The following is an 18,694-nucleotide window of genomic DNA, read 5'->3' as shown; positions in this document are numbered from 1 at the left end:
CACCATCCGACAGCGACTCAAGGTCTTGGTAGCTCATCTTCTCTCCACAGAAATGTTGAGGGCAACATTCTTATTCTCCTACCTCCTGCTCTAACTGGCACATCACTCCACTATTCATGCAGGAGGTCTAGTAATGGATCTAGCCGACTTCAGTGTAAATCTTAGAGCGCGGTGGTGGATTCATCCCCCCAGTCGCGCAGAAGTCCTCGATTCGCGCGATCGCGTATTAGAAAGTATTTGTAAAACGCTGTTAGCCCATGGCATCGATCTGCCCTTCCCAACCCAGCAGATTTTGTTCCATGACCAAACTGAATCAACCGATGGCGATCGCTCTCAGCAACGGGAAGGTTGGCCTGCGGGTACCAACCAAGTCCCCCATCCCCGCAGCAAGGTGCAAAGGGTGATTCTAGAATCATTACAAGGCGAGTCCCACAGCCTGGGAAATCACCAGTAGACCTCGGAATAGTCGATCGGGCTTTTAGTTGGCCCAGTTTTTAGCTGATCTAGTTTTTGCTCACCGCAAAATTTGCATAGCTAAACTCATTAATGGTATTCCACTGGGCAATTTGCTCACGGAACTGCTTCCACTGCGTATAGATCTTTCGGAAAGTAGCGTCTTGACGGGCGCTTTCTTCGTAGAGATTAAACGACACCGTTTTGGCCGCTTGCATAATTTCGGCACTATAGGGCACAAACTGGGTTCCATGGGCAATCAGCCGCGCCATTGCTTCCCGATTCAGGGCATCATACTGCGCCAGCATATTCAAGTTCGCTTCCTGAGTAGCAGTTTGAAATACCGCCTGGTATTCCTTGGGTAATTTGTTCCAAGCGCTACGATTCACCTGCACTTCCAAGGTCGGCCCCGGTTCCCACCAACCAGGATAGTAGTAAAACCGCGCTGCTTTGTGTAACCCTAATTTTTCATCGTCATAGGGGCCAACCCATTCAGCGGCATCGATCGCCCCTCGATCGAGGGCCAGATAAATTTCGCCCCCCGGCAACACCTGCACATTCACCCCCAACTGGGCCATCACCTTGCCCCCCAATCCAGGAATCCGCATCTTGAGGCCATTCAAATCTCCAACCGTTTTCACCTCCTTTTTAAACCATCCCCCCATTTGTACGCCTGTGTTTCCCGCCGGGAAATTAATGATACTGAAATCGCTGTAGACCTTACGTAGCGCTTCCAGCCCGCCGCCATGGTAAAGCCATGCATTCTGTTGCTGGGCATTTAGGCCAAAGGGCACCGCTGTCCCAAAGGCAAGAACGGGATTTTTCCCGGTGTAGTAGTAGCTGGCGGTATGCCCACATTCCACCGTTCCGGACTGCACCGCATCCATCACCTGCAACGCGGGCACAATTTCCCCTGCCGCAAAGGGGGTAATGCTAAAACGGCCATCGGTCATTTCCGCCACCCGCTGGCACACCGTACTGGCTCCCCCAAAAATAGTTTCTAAGGATTTAGGCCAACTGGTTGCCATGCGCCACTTCACCGTCGGCAGGCTGCTGCTAGTACTAGAAGAGGCTTTACGAATGCGAATGCAGCCGGAGAGACTGGTTGCCGTTGCAGTCGCGATCGCCGCTGAGGTGATTAAATTCCGACGCTTCATGGGCTGGGGCCATCCTAACCGTGAGTAAGGCGATTGTATCAAAAGGCGTGTACGGGAATCGCGATCGCCGTCAGGTCTGCGGGGCGATCCCCCTTGCAGTTCCCTTTGCTAGACTGAAGCAAGTATCGTGGGTATCCCACACCCCGATCGGCTTGCGGTTAGAACGCGCGTCCCTAGAATTTTGAGGCTGTCCATGCTAGCAACACCGTTACTATTGACCAAAGAACTCCCCAACCTGAAGTATGGCAATACTTCGCACCGCTTCGATGAAACCTGGGAAGCCCCCCTATCAACGCTGCTGGGTTTAGGACGAGCCGCCGGAGCCGACTTTATTGAGTTTTTCCTAGAGCGGGTCAATTACATTGGCTGCATGGCTGAGGAAGATGCCATCACTAGCATTTCGCCCCGCTTGTCCACGGGGGCTGGGGTGCGGGTCTTCCGGGGTAAAGCGGACTGCTATGTCTCCACCAATGACTTGACGTTTAATGGCCTCAAAACCGCATTGGAAAAAGCCCTCGGCATCATGGGCTTAACCCTACCAGGGCCAAACGCCTTCATCCCGGAAATTAACCTGGAGTTACTGCGGGACTACGCCACTAAACGTGGCAAGGATCAGTGGCTGGGGGAAACCAGTTCCATGCGGGAAATGGGCGATGTATTGCTAGCAGCAAATGGCAAATTGGCCCAAAAAGCCAGCCATGCCCAGTCCCGGCGGGCGGTGTATTTCCGTGATTGGCAAGAAGTCATGGTGGCGGCCAGTGATGGCACCTTTGCGCGGGATATCCGCCTGACCCAATCCGTGGGCTACAGTTTGCTGTGCGCCGATGGGGCCAATCGATCGAGCATCAACAAGCGGGTGGGCAATACCAGCGATCCCGGATTTCTGCGCCATTGGAACTATGAAGACAGCGCGGAAGAAGTGGCAGAGTCGGCGGGTAAGATGCTCTATGCCGATTACGTGGAGTCGGGCAGCTACCCGATCGTCATGGCCAATGAATTTGGTGGCGTGATCTTCCACGAAGCCTGCGGCCACCTGTTGGAAACGACGCAGATCGAACGGAAAACCACACCGTTTATGGAGAAGAAGGGCGAAAAAATTGCCCACGAAAATCTCACCGCCTGGGATGAAGGGTTAACCCAGGACGCCTTCGGCACGATCGATATGGATGACGAAGGTATGCCCGCCCAACGGACGCTGTTGATTGAAAATGGCGTGTTGAAAAACTTCATTTCCGATCGGGCCGGATCCCTACGCACAGGGCATCCCCGCACAGGCAGCGGTCGTCGCCAAAACTTCACCTTTGCCGCTGCCAGCCGCATGCGCAATACCTACATCTCACCGGGAAATTACTCGATGGATGATTTGTTTAGCTCGATCGACAAAGGCATTTACTGCAAAAAGATGGGCGGCGGTAGTGTGGGTGCCACTGGGGAATTCAACTTCGCGGTGGATGAAGCCTACTTAATTGAAAACGGTCAGCTTACCAAACCGCTTAAGGGCGCAACTTTGATTGGGGAAGCCGTGGACATTATGCAAAAGATTTCCATGTGCTCCCAGGATTTAGGTTTGGCCGCAGGGTTCTGTGGTTCCGTTAGCGGCAGTATTTACTGTACTGTGGGTCAACCCCATCTCAAAGTGGATTCCATTACCGTTGGTGGACGTTAACGAGAGCATTGATTAATCGATTTTCACTGCGATTGACCCTGTGGTTATGACACCATGATTGAGTTGTCCTGACAGCATCGTTGATAGGTCGCGACTTCTCCACCATAAGAAGTTCACTGATGAGTGAAGATTTTCCCTCTGCATAGGAATGAGTCTAAGGGTTTAGGTATGGCAAAGATTGAAGCGATCGCGTCCGCAGCAAAGGACGCAGCAACTAAGTTAGGCATTGAGAAGTTTGATATCTATGGTTCGGCGGTGGAAGAAACCAGCGTCCAAGTGGATAGCGGCGAACCCCAAGCAATGAAGGCATCCCAGCGATCGGGCGTAACGGTGCGGGTCTGGAGTTCCAAGGGCACGGTGGGCGTGACTTCCACCACGGATGTGGATGCAGCGGGTCTGGAAATTGCCCTGAAAATGGCTTCGGAAGCGAGTGACTTTGGGGCCACGGAAAACGTCCCCGACTTTAGCCCAGAGGCCACGGCCAGCATTGCCGCCCACGGGTCGGAACGGGTTGAGCCATCGGCAGTGGATACGTTATTGAAAACGCTAGTCACTGCCGAAAAGGAATTGCTAGAATCCCATCCTGCGATCGCGGGGGTGCCCTACAATGGTTTGGCCCAACGGGAGATCGAACGGTTCTACATCAATAGTGCGGGGGCCTTGCGCCATGAAGGAACGTCGATCGCATCCCTATATCTCTACACCAAAACCGAGGAAGAGGGCAAAAAGCCCCGCAGTGCCGGAGCCTTTCGCATCGCCCATGGGTTGGACAAGTTAGATGTCCAGGGCTGCGTCAAAGAAGCGGCGGACAAGACGATCAGCCATTTGAATTATGAGAAGGTGAAAACGGGGAAATACCGGGTGGTATTTGCGCCGGAAGCATTTCTCAGTTTATTGGGCGCATTTTCCAATCTGTTTAATGCCCAAAGCATTTTGGATAAACAAAGTTTGTCTACGCCGGAATCCCTTAATCAAGCGATCGCGTCGCCGTTGCTTTCCGTTTGCGATGATGCATTGCATCCTGAAAATGTGGGAGCGGATACCTTTGATGGAGAAGGAACGCCCACGCGCCGAGTCCCATTGATTACCAATGGGGTTCTCACCAGTTTTCTGCACAGCGCAGGAACAGCCCAACGCATGGGCACCGAGCCAACGGGCAATGCGAATATGGGAGCCAAGGTAACAGTAAGCCCGAACTTTTTCCATGTTTTTGCCGGGGAATCGGCCCAGGAAGCCTACAGCTTGGAAACAGCAGATAATGTCATTTTGATCGATGACTTGCAGGCACTCCATGCAGGGGTACAGGCTTTGCAGGGTTCGTTTTCGCTGCCGTTTGATGGTTGGTTAATCAAGGATGGCCAACGCATCAGCGTGGATTCGGCAACGGTCGCGGGCGATATCCGTGAGGTGTTGAAGTCGATTATCTACGTGGAGCCGGAAGGTCACTTTACTGGAGGCGGTGTTTGCCCTTACATTTGGGTGGATAGCCTGTCAGTTACAGGTGAGTAATTCGGCATAGATTGCTTGTAACTAGATGGAAGGCGCAGAGCGTCTGCGTCTTCTACCCATTACTTCCAAGGCATAGCCGCTATGAATTCAGCGACCCAGGAACGCAAAAAAAGTTTTTCTAGCTTTACCTACAAGGAAGCCTTTCAGCAGTTGGGCTTGCGGGAATTACAGCGTTGGTCGATCGCGGCAGATCCGGTTCCCATTAGCGATTTCTTTCGGCAACGACTAGAACGGTTGCAGCGCTTCGATTTGGAGAGTTTAGAAGTCTCTAAAACCTTGCTAATTGATGCCATTTGCGAAGAAGGACTGGAAGGATTTCAGCGACTGAAAATTTGGAAAGGAGCCTATCTAGAAGGCGAAAAGACTTGCGGTAATGCAGATTATTTAATTGCGGAACGCCGTGCCTATTTAGAAGCGCCCTTTGCCTGTGTGATTGAGGCAAAAAAAGATGATTTTGAGCAGGGGACAGCTCAGTGTTTAGTGGAAATGCAAGCCTGTCAATGGGTTAATCAACAGATGGGATGTCCGATCGTAATCTACGGCATTGTCACGAATGGGGAAGGGTGGAAGTTTTATCGGCTTTCGGTAGATGGTACCGTTGCTGAATCACTATTGTACGGGATTGGAGAAATGTCCATTTTACTCGGACTACTTCGCATGTTTTTTGGGCTATGTGAGCAGAATCTAGCATTAACAACTTAGAATTCACCTCACTGTAGTTTTTGCCAGAATAATGATCTTAATTTATACAATTTACTTGTATATTTTGCCATTTCGACTAATTTTTTAACGCATCACTAGTAAACCATTTATCATACAAATCCTGGTAGGTTCCGTTTTCCCGTAGCGTCAACAACGCTTCATTCACAGCTTTCTCATAGGGACTATTGGGCGGAAACACAATTCCATAACTTTCCCGACGAAACACGGGCCCCACCGTATGTACCTTGCCTCGTCCTTCCTTCGCAGCATAGTACAACAAAACAGGGGAATCGAAGACCACTGCATCCGCTTTCTTCTGTAATAGTGCTTCGTAGGCATCATTAATGCTAGGGAACTCCAAAACTTGGGCATTCCGTTCCGCAAGATACACCGCTGAAGTACTGCCTGCGGTCGTCGCCACTTTTTTATTAGGCAGATCTTCTGGGCCGTTAATCGTTCCCCGCAATTGCTGAATCGTGAGCGAAGTCGTGACCGTTGCCGTGAAATAGGCCACAAACACCACACTGGTGAACATCCAAATCACCGCAATAATCCGTGCCGCAGCCCCCTTTGGCATCTCGTCCGCTTGGGTAGCTAACGTTGCCGCCGACCACCAACAAGCCTGAAAAATCCCTGGGAAATAGGCCGTATTAGAAAGCATGCCTTTGGGATTACGCCGTTCCAACCACCAAACAATATGCGCAGGGATTAGGATTAACAGCACCATTACGCCTAGAATCTGCCACAGTGCTGGCGAAAAAAACACGGTCATGACACTCAATAGGGAAAAGGGACTTGATGACTCATCCCGCACCAGAATTTGTAGACCCGACTCCAAAATAGGCTGGGAAAAGTCCAAGGACTTGTAGCGATCGGACGTAATCGAAACGGCTGAAATGCCCAAGTCTGCCTGCCGTGACCGCACCGTTTGCAAGAGTTGATTCACATCCGACTGAACGACAAAGGACGATTGCATGCCCATTTCACTAGCAATACTGCGCCACAGGTCAATGCTAAATCCTGTCAGTCGTTTGTTCTCCTCCACCACAAAGGGGGGAACAACTCGGGTCGCAACTTTAATCACCTTCCCAGGCGATCGCGGTTCTACGGATCGAGGATTTACAGAGGAAGCGGGAAGCGGAGAGGCCGGTTGCGAAGAAGCAGGCACTATAACTCCTATAGTGACTACGCCGACTGTAATCAGACTGATCACAGCCCCACACCACCCTGCACGTATTCCAGCCCAAGCCACAGCCTTTCTAGAACTGCGCCCGTTCAATTGACCATGCTTCCAACTCAAGTTCACATTCACAGAATCCGGTAGATTGCCTTTAGTAACTTGCATTTACCCAGGATTCCCCCAAGGTCAAACTCTATTTCAAAAAATTATAGTGTTTTTCATTCCTAAATCTTCACAAAATTGTGCAGTCCTGTGCAGAGCCATACAGTTTCAATTTGATTGCTAGCTCCTACAGGCAAATTTAGGAAATTACGGAGTTATGAATCTAGTAAAAACTCGGTTTATGTCAAAAGCTCTATAAAATTATGATGAACGTACGCTTCTACCAAGTTTGTTTCTAGCCAGAGTAAACAATCGTCCTGTTCGTTTGCTCGATGACTACCCAGTTCGATGATAAAACCTTATACCTGTCAGGGCCTATCACACATACCGAAGCTTGCTGTGAATATGCTGCATTCTGAATGACAAGTATTGATTTGAGCATCGCACAACTGAGGAACATTAAGCATCAAAATTGCATAGGTTTTATTGCATCTACATTTGTGGATAGCCACGATCGGAATCTATCCACAAATGCAATAACTACTGTTGCTCTTATATATTTGGATGTTCTTTTCAGATTCTTAGGAATCAAGAGCATTGATACTGTAACGCATGCTTTTGCGCCTTCATTGAGAATGCAAAAATCATGCTATTTAACCTTGTTCCCTGCATCCCAAAACAATGAACTCAACCGTTGTCAATCATTTCTCCAAGACTCAACCATTCAAACCACAATTGCGTTCCACGATCGCCACTACGATCGCATCTCTGAGTGGCATGATTGGCATCATTCCCAGTAGTTTACCGATCGCGCAGGCCGATATTATCGGAGCTGATAATCGCATTGTGCCTTCCTACGAATGGATGACCCAGACCAACCGACAGGCGATCGGGCGCTTAGAAATCCAGAAGGCCAATGGTTTGTACTATGCTTGCACCTTTACCGTCGTGGGTCGCAACATTGGGTTAACCAATACCCACTGTTTGCTGGATGAACAAGGCCGAGGCCCCCGACAAATTAAAGCCTTTGCCCTACAACATGGCAATCGGGTTTTCGCTACCGCCAACATTGATACCTATTGGACAGGCCTCAAAACCTTCCCAAAAACCTTAGGGGATGCAACTCGGGATTGGGCGGTTATTCGCTTCACCAGTGACCTTGGGACGAAAACAGGCTGGTTTGGCAACGCGCCATACTCGAACCAAGTGGCTAAAGCGGGGCAATCGGTTGCAGGAAAGTTGACCAATCTCATTGGTTATTCTGGCGGTGGAACAACCCCCACAGGACATCTCAATTGCAATATTCTTCCAACTATTAGCGGTATTGTGCCTCACAACTGTGATAGCACTGCCGGGTCTTCTGGCTCCAGCGTACACACTTCCGATCTCCATATCCAAGGACTCAATTGGGGCTCCTTTACCTATCGAGGCCACACCATTAACGGAGCCGTCCCGCTAGAACGATTCATGCCCGCTGTTCAGAAATTACGCAGCACAGGTGCAGCCAGCAATACGATTGTCCCGATTCCTTAGTTAAACCAAGGGTTTACCCCCTTAGTTAAACCACCGATCGAACGCGATTTCTGAGCAATCTCAAAGCAATCTCAAAGCAATTGCTTGACAATCACTAATCACTCAATATAGGTTAGCCCATCTCAAACATCCGAGATTCTAGTTACAGTCACATCTGAGAATGGATCAACAATGATGAAAATGCGACGAATTACAATGGCCATGGGATGTATCTCAATTTCGGTCATTACAGGAACTCTGATCCAGGCAAAGCCCAACCTTGCCAATGCTGACAGTGCGCTGTGCCAAATGACTTGGGCCGATGGGCACACTCAAGATCTGTCCCAACTGTGTGGTAAAACGACAGCCAGTCCTGAAACGATGCCTACGATCGATCTCAATGCCCCCAGTCCCGTTGTATTAGTTGGGAAAGATCACCCCTCTGAACTCTGGAATACCATTCCTGATCTGCAAGAGTCGCCCAAAGCGGGCTTAACAGAAGCGATCGCCCCAACCACAAATCAACTGCCATAAACTAACGATCGATCAAACGGTCGATCAGTGGTATTCAGCTGCTTCTAGACACCGTTACCCAAAAAAATACATCCTATCTCAACAATAGTATTGGCGTTATTAGTATTGGCGTTGTTGGAGTAGCAGCCGGAGCCACGGTTGTACCGATTAAAGTTTTAGACAGTAACGGTAGTGGAACAATTGCGGGGGTGATTGCAGGTATGGCACCAGTATCTACACCATTTCTGCCTTTGACGTAGTCGATCGCTGGGCCTATTTCTCCAACTACGGCAATCCCCCGATCGACTACGCGGCCCCCGGTGTCAATATCAAATCAACCTGGAAAGGCGGCGGCTACAACACCATTAGGGATTTGCAAAGAAATAATATCCCCTCTTCATTCCCCTACCCTCCTACCCTTTTACGCTCCTACCCCTACCCAATTGGGATTTTATTTATGCGCTGTTCCCTTAGCGGCACGTCCATGGCTACTCCCCATGCAGCGGGCGTATTACTGTTAGGCACCCCCGTAACCAGTGGCTTTGTGATTGGCGATCCCGATGGCATGGCTGCCCCTCTCATTCATCGTTAATCGAGCAAGCCGGGAACAGACTGGATCCTAGACTGTGCACAAATCCTGTACCTGATTGAGTTCTATGACGCACTAGGAAGGCCACTTCGATCGGTGCAGGTCTAGCCCCTGAGCCTTTTGGTGAGGGGGTTTTGTTATGAAATCTTGGTAAATCAAGGGGCCGATCAATCACTGTGGGACAGCGATAAAAGGCCAGCACGATCGTGCCTTCTGGGATCTCCTTAGAATTACAGATCCGGTGCAATTACCCCACCCCTAAGATCCGGGATCTTTCCTAGGAAAACCCCATTTGTCAGGGGCATGTTTAGAACATCACTCCCCTACCAACCTTTGCACCATGTTCTCTTCTCTCATCAAATTCCCAATTTGGCACTATCTCAATCAACCTTTATTTGAGAATGCTTATATTCCCGTCCTCAATCCCCGTCGATTTTGGTATATCTACCAAGTAGAATTTCTAGAGCGCTGCCTTGATAAGGACAGCACCTCTAGTGGCAAGCTCGATAGCTAAATCTCCACAGACTCAGATCAATCACGTCATCCTGAATATAGTGACATTGTTCGTTAAAGGCCGTCCCGTCTATGAAACTGTTAACGTTGCACTCAGTCGTTAACAGTTTTATCCAAAATTTTGTCAATGCTGGGCTGTCACAAAACTCCGCCTCAAGCAACTCAGCCCCCACAATGCCCGACTAGAAAAACTAGCTGAAAAGTTACCCTCAATCACGATCGCAGAGTCACAATCGCACAATTGCGTGATCGACCCGCATCTGTCCTGATCTGCTGCTCCCACAACCCGCTAGAATTGAAGCTTGTAACATTTGTTAATTCTAGTTTGTTCCTTCTGGATCCTATGGCGAAGCAGCGAGTTCTATCGGGCATTCAACCAACCGGGGATTTGCACCTGGGTAACTATTTGGGCGCAATCCGTAACTGGGTTGAGATCCAAGAGAACTATGACAGCTTTCTGTTCATGGCTGACCTGCACGCCATCACCGTGCCCCACGATCCGGCCCAACTAGCCAATAATACCTACAAGGTAGCGGCGACCTATCTAGCGAGCGGCATTAGTTTGGACTACGCCACCATTTTTGTGCAGTCCCACATTTCCGCCCACAGTGAACTGGCTTGGTTATTCAATTGCATCACGCCGCTGAATTGGCTGGAGCGCATGATTCAGTTCAAGGAAAAGGCCGTCAAACAGGGCGAGGATGTTAGCGTGGGTCTGCTGGATTATCCTGTGCTGCAAGCGGCAGATATTCTGCTCTATGAGCCGGATTTAGTGCCCGTGGGCGAAGACCAGAAACAACACCTAGAGTTAACGCGGGATATTGCCCAGCGGTTCAACCACAAATTTGGCAGTGAAGAAAACCCTGTGCTGAAGGTTCCGACGCCCCTCATCCGCAAGGAAGGTGCACGGGTGATGAGTTTGACGGATGGCACGAAAAAGATGTCGAAGTCCGATCCGTCAGAACTGAGCCGGATTAATTTGCTAGACAGCCCGGAGACGATTACTCAAAAAATCAAGAAATGTAAAACCGATCCCACCCGTGGTTTGGAGTTTGACAATCCCGATCGGCCTGAGTGCAATAACTTACTGACGCTGTACATGCTGCTGTCGGGGCAGTCCAAAGAGGCAGTGGCCCAGGAGTGCGCTGATATGGGTTGGGGGCAGTTTAAGCCGTTACTGACGGAAACTACGATCGCGGCCCTAACGCCAATTCAGGAGAAATACCACGCGATTATGGATGACAAAGGCTATTTGGAATCGGTGCTGAAGCAGGGCAAAGAAAAGGCCGCCGAGGTTGCCAATGCCACGCTGCTGAAGGCGAAGAAAGCCCTAGGTTATTCCATCCCCCTGTAAGCAGTTCGGTGTCAGCGGTTCTAGTGGTAGACATTGAGGCGGGTAATCGTTGCCAGTCGATCGCCCAAATGCCCCCTACAAGTCGATCTCCAGCGGGTGCCTGTCCCAATCCTGTCAAAAATCTTTGCATTCTAGGACATTCTGAAAAGTTCCGCTACGATCGAACCGGGTTCACTCAACCTGTTGCATCATAAGGAGCGATCGGAATTTATGGACGTTAAAGTTTTACTCATCGGGATTGCCGTTATTTTTCCTATGGCTTGCCTGTTTTTTGGAACCAAGAACGGGTTTTATGACTCCGACAATTACCATGGCAACGGCTCTGCCCACTAACTTTTACAGACCACTAATCCCACCCCCCAGATCTGCTTGTCGGAATGTTCCAATGTTTGCCCTATGCGGTGGGGCATGGAGATGAAGGGATTTGCCTATTGGTTACTGTGGGAGAATATCGAATCCTCCTAGACTGTGGACTGAGAAATTTGCAAACCCTGATTAATCCGGCAATTTTTGATCCGGCAATTTCCAATTCCCAGTCTGCACCTCCAATGCTGCCTGCGGATGTGGTGCTGTGTAGTCATGCCCACGCGGATCACGCCCGATCGCTCCTGCCCCTCCACTTTGCGTTTCCCCACCTGCCAATCTACGCCAGCGAAGTCACCACCCACCTTCTGCCCCTCAATTGGCTAGATCAAGCCCCGGTACCCTGGTTCTGTCAGGCGCTCCCATGGCGATCGCCGATCGAAATTCTCGATAACCTGACGGTACAACTATTTCCCGCAGGTCATTTGCCGGGATCGGCTGCAATTTTGTTGACCTATACAGGGAGCGATCGGCCCTATCAACTGTTCTATAGTGGCGACTTTTTTTTGTCGAATGCGCGGTTGGTGGAAGGGCTCAAACTAGAGGAATTACGCGGCATCCACCCGGATGTTCTGATCATCGAAGGCAGCTACGGAGCCGAACGCCATCCCCGCCGTCGCCGCCAGGAAAATGATCTGATGGAACGGATGGAACGGGCAATTTCCAATGGCCAATCAATTCTGTTGCCCGTTTCTCCCTTCGGTCTGGCCCAGGAATTGCTGATGTTGTTGCGCAGTCACTATCTGTTTTCTGGGCGCAATTTGGATATTTGGGTAGAAGGCCAAGTGGCCCAAGGCTGCGATGTATATTTGGAATTATTGCCCCATTTGCCTGCCCCGGTGCAAAATTTTGCCCAATATCAGCCACTCTTTTGGGACGATCGCATTTCGCCTCGGGTGCGTCACCTCAGTCCAGATCAGCGATCGAGCTTGGGGCAGGAACCTTGTATTGTTCTGACGGATGCGATTTCGGAATTATCTGAATTTTGCCAACCCCATACATCTTGGTTAATTCTGCTACCGCAACATCAGGATCTCCGTTTGGATTGGCTGAGTTCGGAAACTGGATCTGCGGGGTCATCTGAAACGGCGGCAGTGGCGGTAGAAACCTATTTGCTAGCAGAACATTGCGATGGTTTGGGGGCAGTGCAGTTAATCCATAATGTACGACCGCAGCATGTGGTGTTTGTCCATGGTGCCCCCCAAGCGCTGCACGATTTGGCAGGGTTGGATGAACTGAGTAGTCGCTACAAGTTGCATATTCCATCAGCGGGAACTGTAATCGAGTTTTCGATCGGGGATACTTTTTTGCAACCGGAAGCACCGGAACTGAGTTATGAGGGAGAAGTCGCGGAAACGCAAGAAGCAATTTTAATCACGCTCCCAGAGACAATAATAAATGATCCACGTTGGCGAATGCTAAGCGATACGGGCTTAATTGAAGCACGGTGGATGGGGGAACAGTTAATTGTACGGGGGATTACACAACGGGAATTACGAAGCGAAAATATTGAACAAAAGTTGGAATCAGTTGATCGGGATTGTTGTATTAACTGTCGATATTACCAAAACCAACGCTGTAGTAATCGTCGATCGCCGTTATTTAACTTCCGGGTGACGCCGGATGGGTACTGTCCTGCATTTTCCTTAGTGATGGGATAACTGAGATTGAGAATACGGGTGACAGGTTGGTGGTGTCCAATGGGGTGGCTCCAAATTTTTGAGCTTCTTAAATTTGTTGCAAGGATAAGCTCACGATATAGCGAAAGGTTCTAGCGATCGTTTAATTCAACATGAGCATCAACACTTACAGATCCATTGCAGTCGAGACCTTCAGCACTCAAGAGTTACGCCCCAAATCAACTTTGTCTGCCCGCGCTAGAAACACTCTCATAACGTTCGGCACTTCACGCGGAGGAACTGGCTCAACATAGCGATCGAAATTCGCATCCGCCTCCCCCGGTTGAACCACTTCAGCCCGCCAACCATACTGGGACAGTAGCTGCTCAGGGGTATCTGTCCCAAATTGAAAATAACCTTGATAAGGCCCATACTCCAAACTTTGGAGATTAATCAGATCGAGGCCAAGTTGACTGCCCGGAAGCGCTAGGTTAGAAACAGCTTGCAGGAGACGATGAGCTTGCGCCTCTGAAAAATACATCAGTAAGCCTTCAATCAACCAAATTGAGGGCAAGGATGGAGAATAACCGGCTGATAGCAATTGTTCTTCCCAGGGCTGGGTTAGGTCAGCTCCAATTAGATGATGCTGGCAGGACGGACTAGCTGCCTTCAGTAAATTGGCTTTGTAAGCCAGAACTTCTGGATAATCCAGTTCATACACCTTCACCGCTGGAGTCCAAGGCAGGCGATAAGCCCGAGTATCTAAACCAGAAGCGACGATCACAATCTGTCCTAGTTGAGCCCCCATGAGAAAGTCATCAAAAAATCGCGTCCGCACCGTTACATAGGCTTGATCCTGGGGCGTCAGTCGAAGGTCAACTTGTTGAAAGGCTTCTTCTCCCGCCAGTTGAGCCGCAAACGGATCGGCAAATAATCGATCCGTTCGAGCCGTTTCCCGCGCTCTCATAGCAGCCATCATGCGTGCCGTGAACGGAACGAACTTGCTATAGTCCTTCGCGATCGAGTTAGGGGGAATTTCACTCATATTAGATGGAGAACCTATCAGGTACAGGATTAGCTTTTGGGGGCCTGTGTTTCAGTATAATGTCCCCCTGTGAATGAAAGCGTCAGAATTAGCCTACAAAGCTATATAGAATGCCATCCAACTCATGAAATCTCTTCATAAGTAATCAGCACAGCATTGCTATTCTCAATGTTTTTACTCATTAAAAAATGCGACCAAATTTAGGACTGGTCGCATTCATTTCAGGAGATTTCTTTCATCCGTTTTTTAGAATTTTCTCCCATCAGCAATACAGGTCTCTTCGTATCATCGTTGTCATGTCGGATACGTTAATCTTTTGATAACACACGACCGATCGTCCGATTTTTCGGTGTAAACGTTGTTTGAGCAACCCGTTGAATATCCGCTGGGGTTACCGCTGCGATGGCATCCACTTGTTTAAACAAGTTACGCCAACTCCCGGTCTTCACCTCATACTCCAACAGCGCCTCCGCCATGCCGGAATTGGAATCCAGCGATCGCAATAATCCGGCCCGTGCTTGAGTCTTCACCCGATCGAGTTCCGCCTGATCCACCGATTGTGTTTTCAAGCGTTCAATTTCTGTCTGCAACCCTTGCTGAACTTCCTCCAAGGTATGCCCCGGAGCCGTCAACGCATAGAACATAATCAAGTTCGGATACTTATCCCCCGGAAAACCATTAAAGCCTTCTGCGGTTAAGGCCAATTTTTTCTCTTCCACTAGCGACTTGTATAACCGCGAGGTGCGCCCATTGCTCAACAAACTCGCGATCGACTCGTACACCGCGTTATCCGGATGACTCAGGGCAGGGCGATGGTATCCTTCCAGATAAATCGGCTGGGAATTCAACGTTAAAGACACTTGACGGGTTTCCTGCTGGGGCGGTTCTGCTGGCAGGGTTTGATTCGGGGCTGGCCGTTTCGCAAAGCGTCCAAAATACGTCTGGGCAAGTTGTTTCACCTTTATCGGATCCACATCTCCCACGATCGCAAAGGTCAAATTTTCCGGGACATAATGTAGCTTGTAAAAATCATAGACATCCTGCCGACTCATGCGCCGCAGATCCGCCTCAAAGCCAACCACGGGCTGACGGTAGGGATGGACTTTAAAAGCGGTCAGCAGAAATTCCTCAATCAATTTCCCGATCGGCGAATTATCCGTCCGCAATCGCCGCTCCTCCAAAATCACCGCCTTTTCCTTAAAAAACTCTCGAAACACAGGATCCAAAAAGCGCTCCGACTCCAGAGACATCCACAGTTCCAACTTATTCGCCGGGAAGCTATAAAAATAGCGCGTTGCCTCTGCTGAGGTATTCGCATTCAAGCCAACGCCGCCCGCCTGCTCAACAATTTGCCCATACTCATTTTGCTCAACCAGGGCTGCGGCTTGGGCTTCTACCCGATCAAATTCCGCCTGCAACTGTGCAGCTTCTGTCCGAGCCTTCGTAGTCTGGATCTTTGACCAAAGGGCATCTTCCTGGGCTAACAGTACTTTTTCCTTGGCAAAATCTTGGGTTCCAATCCGGGTCGTCCCCTTAAAGGCCAAATGCTCTAAAAAGTGAGAAATACCCGTTTTGCCCGCCACTTCATCGGCACCGCCCACATCGGCATAGGTCAAAAAAGAAACCACGGGAGCATCGTGGCGCTCCAGCACAATAAACTTCATGCCATTGTCGAGGGTGAATTCTGTAATGTTGCGAATCACCCGATCGAGATAGGGCTGGATCGACTGGGACTGCTTAAGCTGCGTCGCTTTCCCTGGAGCAGGCTTGGGCTGGACAGGAATCGCCTGAGGAATACTCGCCTGAGGAACACTTGCTGTCTCAGCCCAAGCCTGACCCACAAACACTGTTCCGAACCAAATTATCCCGATGCTCAAGAGGGCCAATAGCCTTGTGATCGATCGCCGTAACCTATCCATAAATACTCGAACTCAACAGCATTTATCTAGGATAGGCGAGGATCCCCAGGATTGGGCGACCCTGCGACTATTGCAACCTTGTCACGCTAAGTTAAGAAGCGCTGCCGATACAGAATATAGCTATCAAACAAGACTCCCACCAAACTGAAGGCAAAGCCGATCGTCACCAATCCCATCCAAGGGTGTCCTTCCCCAAAGGTAGACAAAAAGCTCAATACCTCTGACAAAAAGGCATGGCTACAGTTCCCTAAACCAGGCAGAAAACCCAGGCCCATTAATAACAACAAAAAAGCACTGACCAACAGCACAGGAACCAAAAAGCTGACGATCATTGCTAATACAAGTGAACGGACACAAACTGAGGCAGTATGCATAGGACAGAAAACAGGCACAGATAAAACACCTGAAATTTCACTATCCTTCAAGATAGGAGGCGATCGGGCATTCTAGGAGGAGATTTGAGGAATCTTAAAAGAAATACTAAACAATCAGTGACGTTAACGTTTTGTGTAACGTTTTAAATTCAACTTTCCATGATCCTTCTCATTTAGCCAGCCGTTGGATGAGGATCAACCGTCACTCATTTACACACCTTGCTAACTAGCCCGACCTAAACCGCATGGGCCCCAGTTTTTTCCAGTAAATTACGCTGAAGCAATCAAAGCACTGGATAGACATTTTCACGCACTTTCCCTTTGTCCACCCAGTCCCCTACTATTGCTCCATCATCCTGACCTGCGCTGCTACACCATCGCTGCAGTTGCAAATACCGCTGTCTCTAACCGAGCCAAGGTTGAATCAAAATCATCGTTAATAATCTGGATGTCAAACTCGTTGGCAGCGTCAATTTCGGCCTGTGCCCGTTGTAGTCGTTTCGCGATCGCATCATCGGAGTCCTGACCCCGTCCTCGGATCCGACTTTCCAATTCTTCTAGCGACGGAGGTAGAATAAAAATTCGATAGGCTGAGGGAAAACTCTTCCGGATCTGACGAGCTCCCTCTAGTTCAATTTCCAACACAACCCATTCTCCCCGCTTCAGGAGCTCTTCCACCGAAGATCGGGGAGTTCCGTAGCAGTTTCCCGCAAACTCGGCCCACTCTAAAAATTCCCCATGGGCAACCATTCGCTCAAATTCAGGCCGAGTAATAAACCGATAGTTCACCCCATCGACCTCTCCAGGTCGAGGGGATCGCGTCGTCGCCGAAAGGGACAATCGCAATTCAGGATGACCAGCCAGCAAGGATTTCAGCAATGTTCCTTTACCAACGCCACTGGGGCCTGTGATGACAATTAATCGACCTACGCCCATGATGTCTCTGTCCAACAAGTATCAGAATAGTGAAATGAGATAACGTGAGATCAAAGCAAAAATAGCTAAAGACAATTCTTATTAATTTCTAGTGTAGTTCCCCATCTTGCTACAGGACAGAACACCCTGGCAAGCAAAAAAGATTTTTCTTCCACAAATAAATAGGCTAGCTTCTTTTTTTGTAAGGAGCTAGCCTATCTTGACCTCTAGTTTTGCCCCCTAGCAACAGTAGGAAAATCTCACAATTTTATTCTTCAATCGTTCAGAGTGTAGCGCGGAAAGATTTTCTGGGATTATTCCATCCCAGAAAATCCAATTCTTTGCGAGAACGATTGCATTAATCGTCGTGATTGGACTCTCTAGCAGTGACGAACCGATTGGCCACGGTCTCCGGCTGAATAGCGGACAAAATTACATGGCCAGAATCCGTAATAATCACTGCACGAGTACGCCGACCGTAGGTTGCATCCACCAACTCCCCCCGCTCCCGTGCATCGGTAATAATCCGTTTAATTGGAGCAGATTCTGGACTGACGATCGCAATCACCCGATTCGCAGACACAATGTTACCAAAACCAATATTAATTAGTTTAATTTCCATCATCAAACAGTCTTCAAGACCTTGTACAGAGCACAGTTTGAATTGTCACGTTTTATCGTAACCGCAAAAATCTAATATGAACAGATCGAACTTTCTCTCAAATCGAAACTTTACTTTAATCATGAGGGATTTACCACCCATTTTGACCACAGTTAGCAACAATACAATTTGACGCATTCCCATCAAATCTACTTTTAGAAGATTTGCGAAAAACTGCACAAAAACCAGGATTTTTAGTGGTTAATCAAACTAAAGCTGAATATTCCACCTACAATCTTCCATTTATTGAGCAGATTGTTGTCAAATCAGTATTACAGAACCCCCGCCCCCCAGTATTTTCATTTAGAGCACAGACAATTGGCGTTTGAACTGAACGCAATTTTCGACTCTGGGTGGCGGTTTTGTAGAAATTTCAGCCACTACGGGAAGAATTTCTTAATGCAGTCCAAAGTCCAGAGGTAAAGATCGCTGAGGTCACCCTAGTGGAGTGTCAGGATTAATTTTGTGAGTTTGAGCGAGAATGGATTTAGGATCTGATTGGTTCTGAAATCCACTCTTGTAGGAATATCGTATGGGCAAAGTGTACA

20 protein-coding genes are annotated in these 18,694 nt (G+C 49.1%); 13 read left to right on the top strand and 7 right to left on the bottom strand.

What is annotated here, in order from left to right; all coding sequences use genetic code 11:
• Window positions 1-133 precede the first annotated feature (133 nt).
• The gene (locus tag ACN4EG_RS24420) at window positions 134-454 is read left to right on the top strand and encodes a hypothetical protein (RefSeq protein ID WP_431632883.1); all 321 of its coding nucleotides are present in this window, start codon (window positions 134-136) and stop codon (window positions 452-454) included.
• A gap of 49 nt (window positions 455-503) precedes the next feature.
• Here the strand turns inward: ACN4EG_RS24420 and ACN4EG_RS24415 are convergent, their stop codons facing one another.
• On the bottom strand, window positions 504-1,610 hold the full coding sequence (locus ACN4EG_RS24415; protein WP_431632882.1) for a TRAP transporter substrate-binding protein: 1,107 nt from the start codon (window positions 1,608-1,610) through the stop codon (window positions 504-506).
• 20 nt (window positions 1,611-1,630) lie between these two features.
• On the opposite strand from ACN4EG_RS24415, the gene ACN4EG_RS24410 reads away from it, so the two are divergent.
• The 4 genes from ACN4EG_RS24410 to ACN4EG_RS24395 all read left to right on the top strand — a co-directional run bounded on the left by ACN4EG_RS24410 (window position 1,631) and on the right by ACN4EG_RS24395 (window position 5,487).
• Entirely contained in the window at window positions 1,631-1,795 is a 165-nt protein-coding gene (locus ACN4EG_RS24410) for a hypothetical protein (RefSeq protein ID WP_431632881.1), read from the top strand.
• A gap of 8 nt (window positions 1,796-1,803) precedes the next feature.
• Window positions 1,804-3,276, top strand: coding sequence for a TldD/PmbA family protein (locus ACN4EG_RS24405; RefSeq protein WP_431632880.1), 1,473 nt, complete (start codon window positions 1,804-1,806; stop codon window positions 3,274-3,276).
• A 168-nt stretch (window positions 3,277-3,444) separates the two neighbouring features.
• Window positions 3,445-4,785: a TldD/PmbA family protein gene (locus ACN4EG_RS24400; protein WP_431632879.1), complete on the top strand. Its 1,341-nt coding sequence runs from the start codon at window positions 3,445-3,447 to the stop codon at window positions 4,783-4,785.
• Between the two features lie 81 nt (window positions 4,786-4,866).
• Window positions 4,867-5,487 carry a hypothetical protein gene (locus ACN4EG_RS24395; protein ID WP_431632878.1) on the top strand — a complete coding sequence of 207 codons (621 nt, stop codon included), beginning with the start codon at window positions 4,867-4,869 and terminating at the stop codon, window positions 5,485-5,487.
• 76 nt (window positions 5,488-5,563) lie between these two features.
• On the opposite strand, the gene ACN4EG_RS24390 is transcribed toward ACN4EG_RS24395, so the two are convergent.
• Window positions 5,564-6,655 (bottom strand): transporter substrate-binding domain-containing protein, encoded by a 1,092-nt coding sequence (locus tag ACN4EG_RS24390; protein ID WP_431632877.1) that lies wholly within the window; start codon window positions 6,653-6,655, stop codon window positions 5,564-5,566.
• A 795-nt stretch (window positions 6,656-7,450) separates the two neighbouring features.
• On the opposite strand from ACN4EG_RS24390, the gene ACN4EG_RS24385 reads away from it, so the two are divergent.
• From ACN4EG_RS24385 to ACN4EG_RS24350, 8 genes are all read left to right on the top strand, one after another.
• Window positions 7,451-8,302, top strand: a complete 852-nt coding sequence (locus ACN4EG_RS24385; RefSeq protein WP_431632876.1) for a trypsin-like serine peptidase — start codon at window positions 7,451-7,453, stop codon at window positions 8,300-8,302.
• A gap of 171 nt (window positions 8,303-8,473) precedes the next feature.
• Window positions 8,474-8,815: a hypothetical protein gene (locus ACN4EG_RS24380; protein WP_431632875.1), complete on the top strand. Its 342-nt coding sequence runs from the start codon at window positions 8,474-8,476 to the stop codon at window positions 8,813-8,815.
• A gap of 211 nt (window positions 8,816-9,026) precedes the next feature.
• Window positions 9,027-9,386: a S8 family serine peptidase gene (locus ACN4EG_RS24375; protein WP_431632884.1), complete on the top strand. Its 360-nt coding sequence runs from the start codon at window positions 9,027-9,029 to the stop codon at window positions 9,384-9,386.
• 337 nt (window positions 9,387-9,723) lie between these two features.
• Window positions 9,724-9,897 (top strand): hypothetical protein, encoded by a 174-nt coding sequence (locus ACN4EG_RS24370; RefSeq protein ID WP_431632874.1) that lies wholly within the window; start codon window positions 9,724-9,726, stop codon window positions 9,895-9,897.
• 342 nt (window positions 9,898-10,239) lie between these two features.
• Window positions 10,240-11,250, top strand: a complete 1,011-nt coding sequence (gene trpS, locus ACN4EG_RS24365; RefSeq protein WP_431632873.1) for a tryptophan--tRNA ligase — start codon at window positions 10,240-10,242, stop codon at window positions 11,248-11,250.
• Between the two features lie 8 nt (window positions 11,251-11,258).
• Window positions 11,259-11,444 carry a hypothetical protein gene (locus ACN4EG_RS24360; protein ID WP_431632872.1) on the top strand — a complete coding sequence of 62 codons (186 nt, stop codon included), beginning with the start codon at window positions 11,259-11,261 and terminating at the stop codon, window positions 11,442-11,444.
• A 16-nt stretch (window positions 11,445-11,460) separates the two neighbouring features.
• Window positions 11,461-11,583 (top strand): hypothetical protein, encoded by a 123-nt coding sequence (locus ACN4EG_RS24355; protein ID WP_277875262.1) that lies wholly within the window; start codon window positions 11,461-11,463, stop codon window positions 11,581-11,583.
• 44 nt (window positions 11,584-11,627) lie between these two features.
• Window positions 11,628-13,274, top strand: coding sequence for an MBL fold metallo-hydrolase (locus tag ACN4EG_RS24350; RefSeq protein WP_431632870.1), 1,647 nt, complete (start codon window positions 11,628-11,630; stop codon window positions 13,272-13,274).
• 178 nt (window positions 13,275-13,452) lie between these two features.
• On the opposite strand, the gene ACN4EG_RS24345 is transcribed toward ACN4EG_RS24350, so the two are convergent.
• The 5 genes from ACN4EG_RS24345 to remA form a co-directional block, all read right to left on the bottom strand.
• Window positions 13,453-14,277 (bottom strand): class I SAM-dependent methyltransferase, encoded by an 825-nt coding sequence (locus ACN4EG_RS24345; RefSeq protein WP_431632868.1) that lies wholly within the window; start codon window positions 14,275-14,277, stop codon window positions 13,453-13,455.
• Between the two features lie 308 nt (window positions 14,278-14,585).
• Window positions 14,586-16,196 (bottom strand): M16 family metallopeptidase, encoded by a 1,611-nt coding sequence (locus tag ACN4EG_RS24340; protein WP_431632867.1) that lies wholly within the window; start codon window positions 16,194-16,196, stop codon window positions 14,586-14,588.
• 86 nt (window positions 16,197-16,282) lie between these two features.
• Window positions 16,283-16,570, bottom strand: a complete 288-nt coding sequence (locus tag ACN4EG_RS24335) for a hypothetical protein (RefSeq protein WP_431632866.1) — start codon at window positions 16,568-16,570, stop codon at window positions 16,283-16,285.
• A gap of 369 nt (window positions 16,571-16,939) precedes the next feature.
• Window positions 16,940-17,506 (bottom strand): guanylate kinase, encoded by a 567-nt coding sequence (gmk, locus tag ACN4EG_RS24330; RefSeq protein ID WP_431632865.1) that lies wholly within the window; start codon window positions 17,504-17,506, stop codon window positions 16,940-16,942.
• Window positions 17,507-17,843: 337 nt separating this feature from the next.
• Window positions 17,844-18,107 (bottom strand): extracellular matrix/biofilm regulator RemA, encoded by a 264-nt coding sequence (gene remA / locus ACN4EG_RS24325; protein WP_431632864.1) that lies wholly within the window; start codon window positions 18,105-18,107, stop codon window positions 17,844-17,846.
• Window positions 18,108-18,694: the final 587 nt, after the last annotated feature.

The sequence above is a fragment of the Alkalinema pantanalense CENA528 genome, assembly GCF_050753345.1.
GTDB classification, from domain to species: Bacteria; Cyanobacteriota; Cyanobacteriia; order Leptolyngbyales; family Leptolyngbyaceae; genus Alkalinema; species Alkalinema pantanalense.
This window is presented reverse-complemented; position numbering and strand designations above follow the sequence as displayed.

Bases quoted from the DNA above. Each gene is read 5' to 3' on its own strand.
- ACN4EG_RS24345 (WP_431632868.1), bottom strand. From the start codon at position 14,277: ATGAGTGAAATTCCCCCTAACTCGATCGCGAAGGACTATAGCAAGTTC.
- ACN4EG_RS24340 (WP_431632867.1), bottom strand. From the start codon at position 16,196: ATGGATAGGTTACGGCGATCGATCACAAGGCTATTGGCCCTCTTGAGC.
- gmk (WP_431632865.1), bottom strand. From the start codon at position 17,506: ATGGGCGTAGGTCGATTAATTGTCATCACAGGCCCCAGTGGCGTTGGT.
- ACN4EG_RS24415 (WP_431632882.1), bottom strand. From the start codon at position 1,610: ATGAAGCGTCGGAATTTAATCACCTCAGCGGCGATCGCGACTGCAACG.
- ACN4EG_RS24380 (WP_431632875.1), top strand. From the start codon at position 8,474: ATGATGAAAATGCGACGAATTACAATGGCCATGGGATGTATCTCAATT.
- ACN4EG_RS24395 (WP_431632878.1), top strand. From the start codon at position 4,867: ATGAATTCAGCGACCCAGGAACGCAAAAAAAGTTTTTCTAGCTTTACC.
- trpS (WP_431632873.1), top strand. From the start codon at position 10,240: ATGGCGAAGCAGCGAGTTCTATCGGGCATTCAACCAACCGGGGATTTG.
- ACN4EG_RS24350 (WP_431632870.1), top strand. From the start codon at position 11,628: ATGTTCCAATGTTTGCCCTATGCGGTGGGGCATGGAGATGAAGGGATT.
- ACN4EG_RS24385 (WP_431632876.1), top strand. From the start codon at position 7,451: ATGAACTCAACCGTTGTCAATCATTTCTCCAAGACTCAACCATTCAAA.
- ACN4EG_RS24355 (WP_277875262.1), top strand. From the start codon at position 11,461: ATGGACGTTAAAGTTTTACTCATCGGGATTGCCGTTATTTTTCCTATG.
- ACN4EG_RS24420 (WP_431632883.1), top strand. From the start codon at position 134: ATGGATCTAGCCGACTTCAGTGTAAATCTTAGAGCGCGGTGGTGGATT.
- ACN4EG_RS24405 (WP_431632880.1), top strand. From the start codon at position 1,804: ATGCTAGCAACACCGTTACTATTGACCAAAGAACTCCCCAACCTGAAG.
- ACN4EG_RS24335 (WP_431632866.1), bottom strand. From the start codon at position 16,570: ATGCATACTGCCTCAGTTTGTGTCCGTTCACTTGTATTAGCAATGATC.
- ACN4EG_RS24370 (WP_431632874.1), top strand. From the start codon at position 9,724: ATGTTCTCTTCTCTCATCAAATTCCCAATTTGGCACTATCTCAATCAA.
- remA (WP_431632864.1), bottom strand. From the start codon at position 18,107: ATGGAAATTAAACTAATTAATATTGGTTTTGGTAACATTGTGTCTGCG.
- ACN4EG_RS24400 (WP_431632879.1), top strand. From the start codon at position 3,445: ATGGCAAAGATTGAAGCGATCGCGTCCGCAGCAAAGGACGCAGCAACT.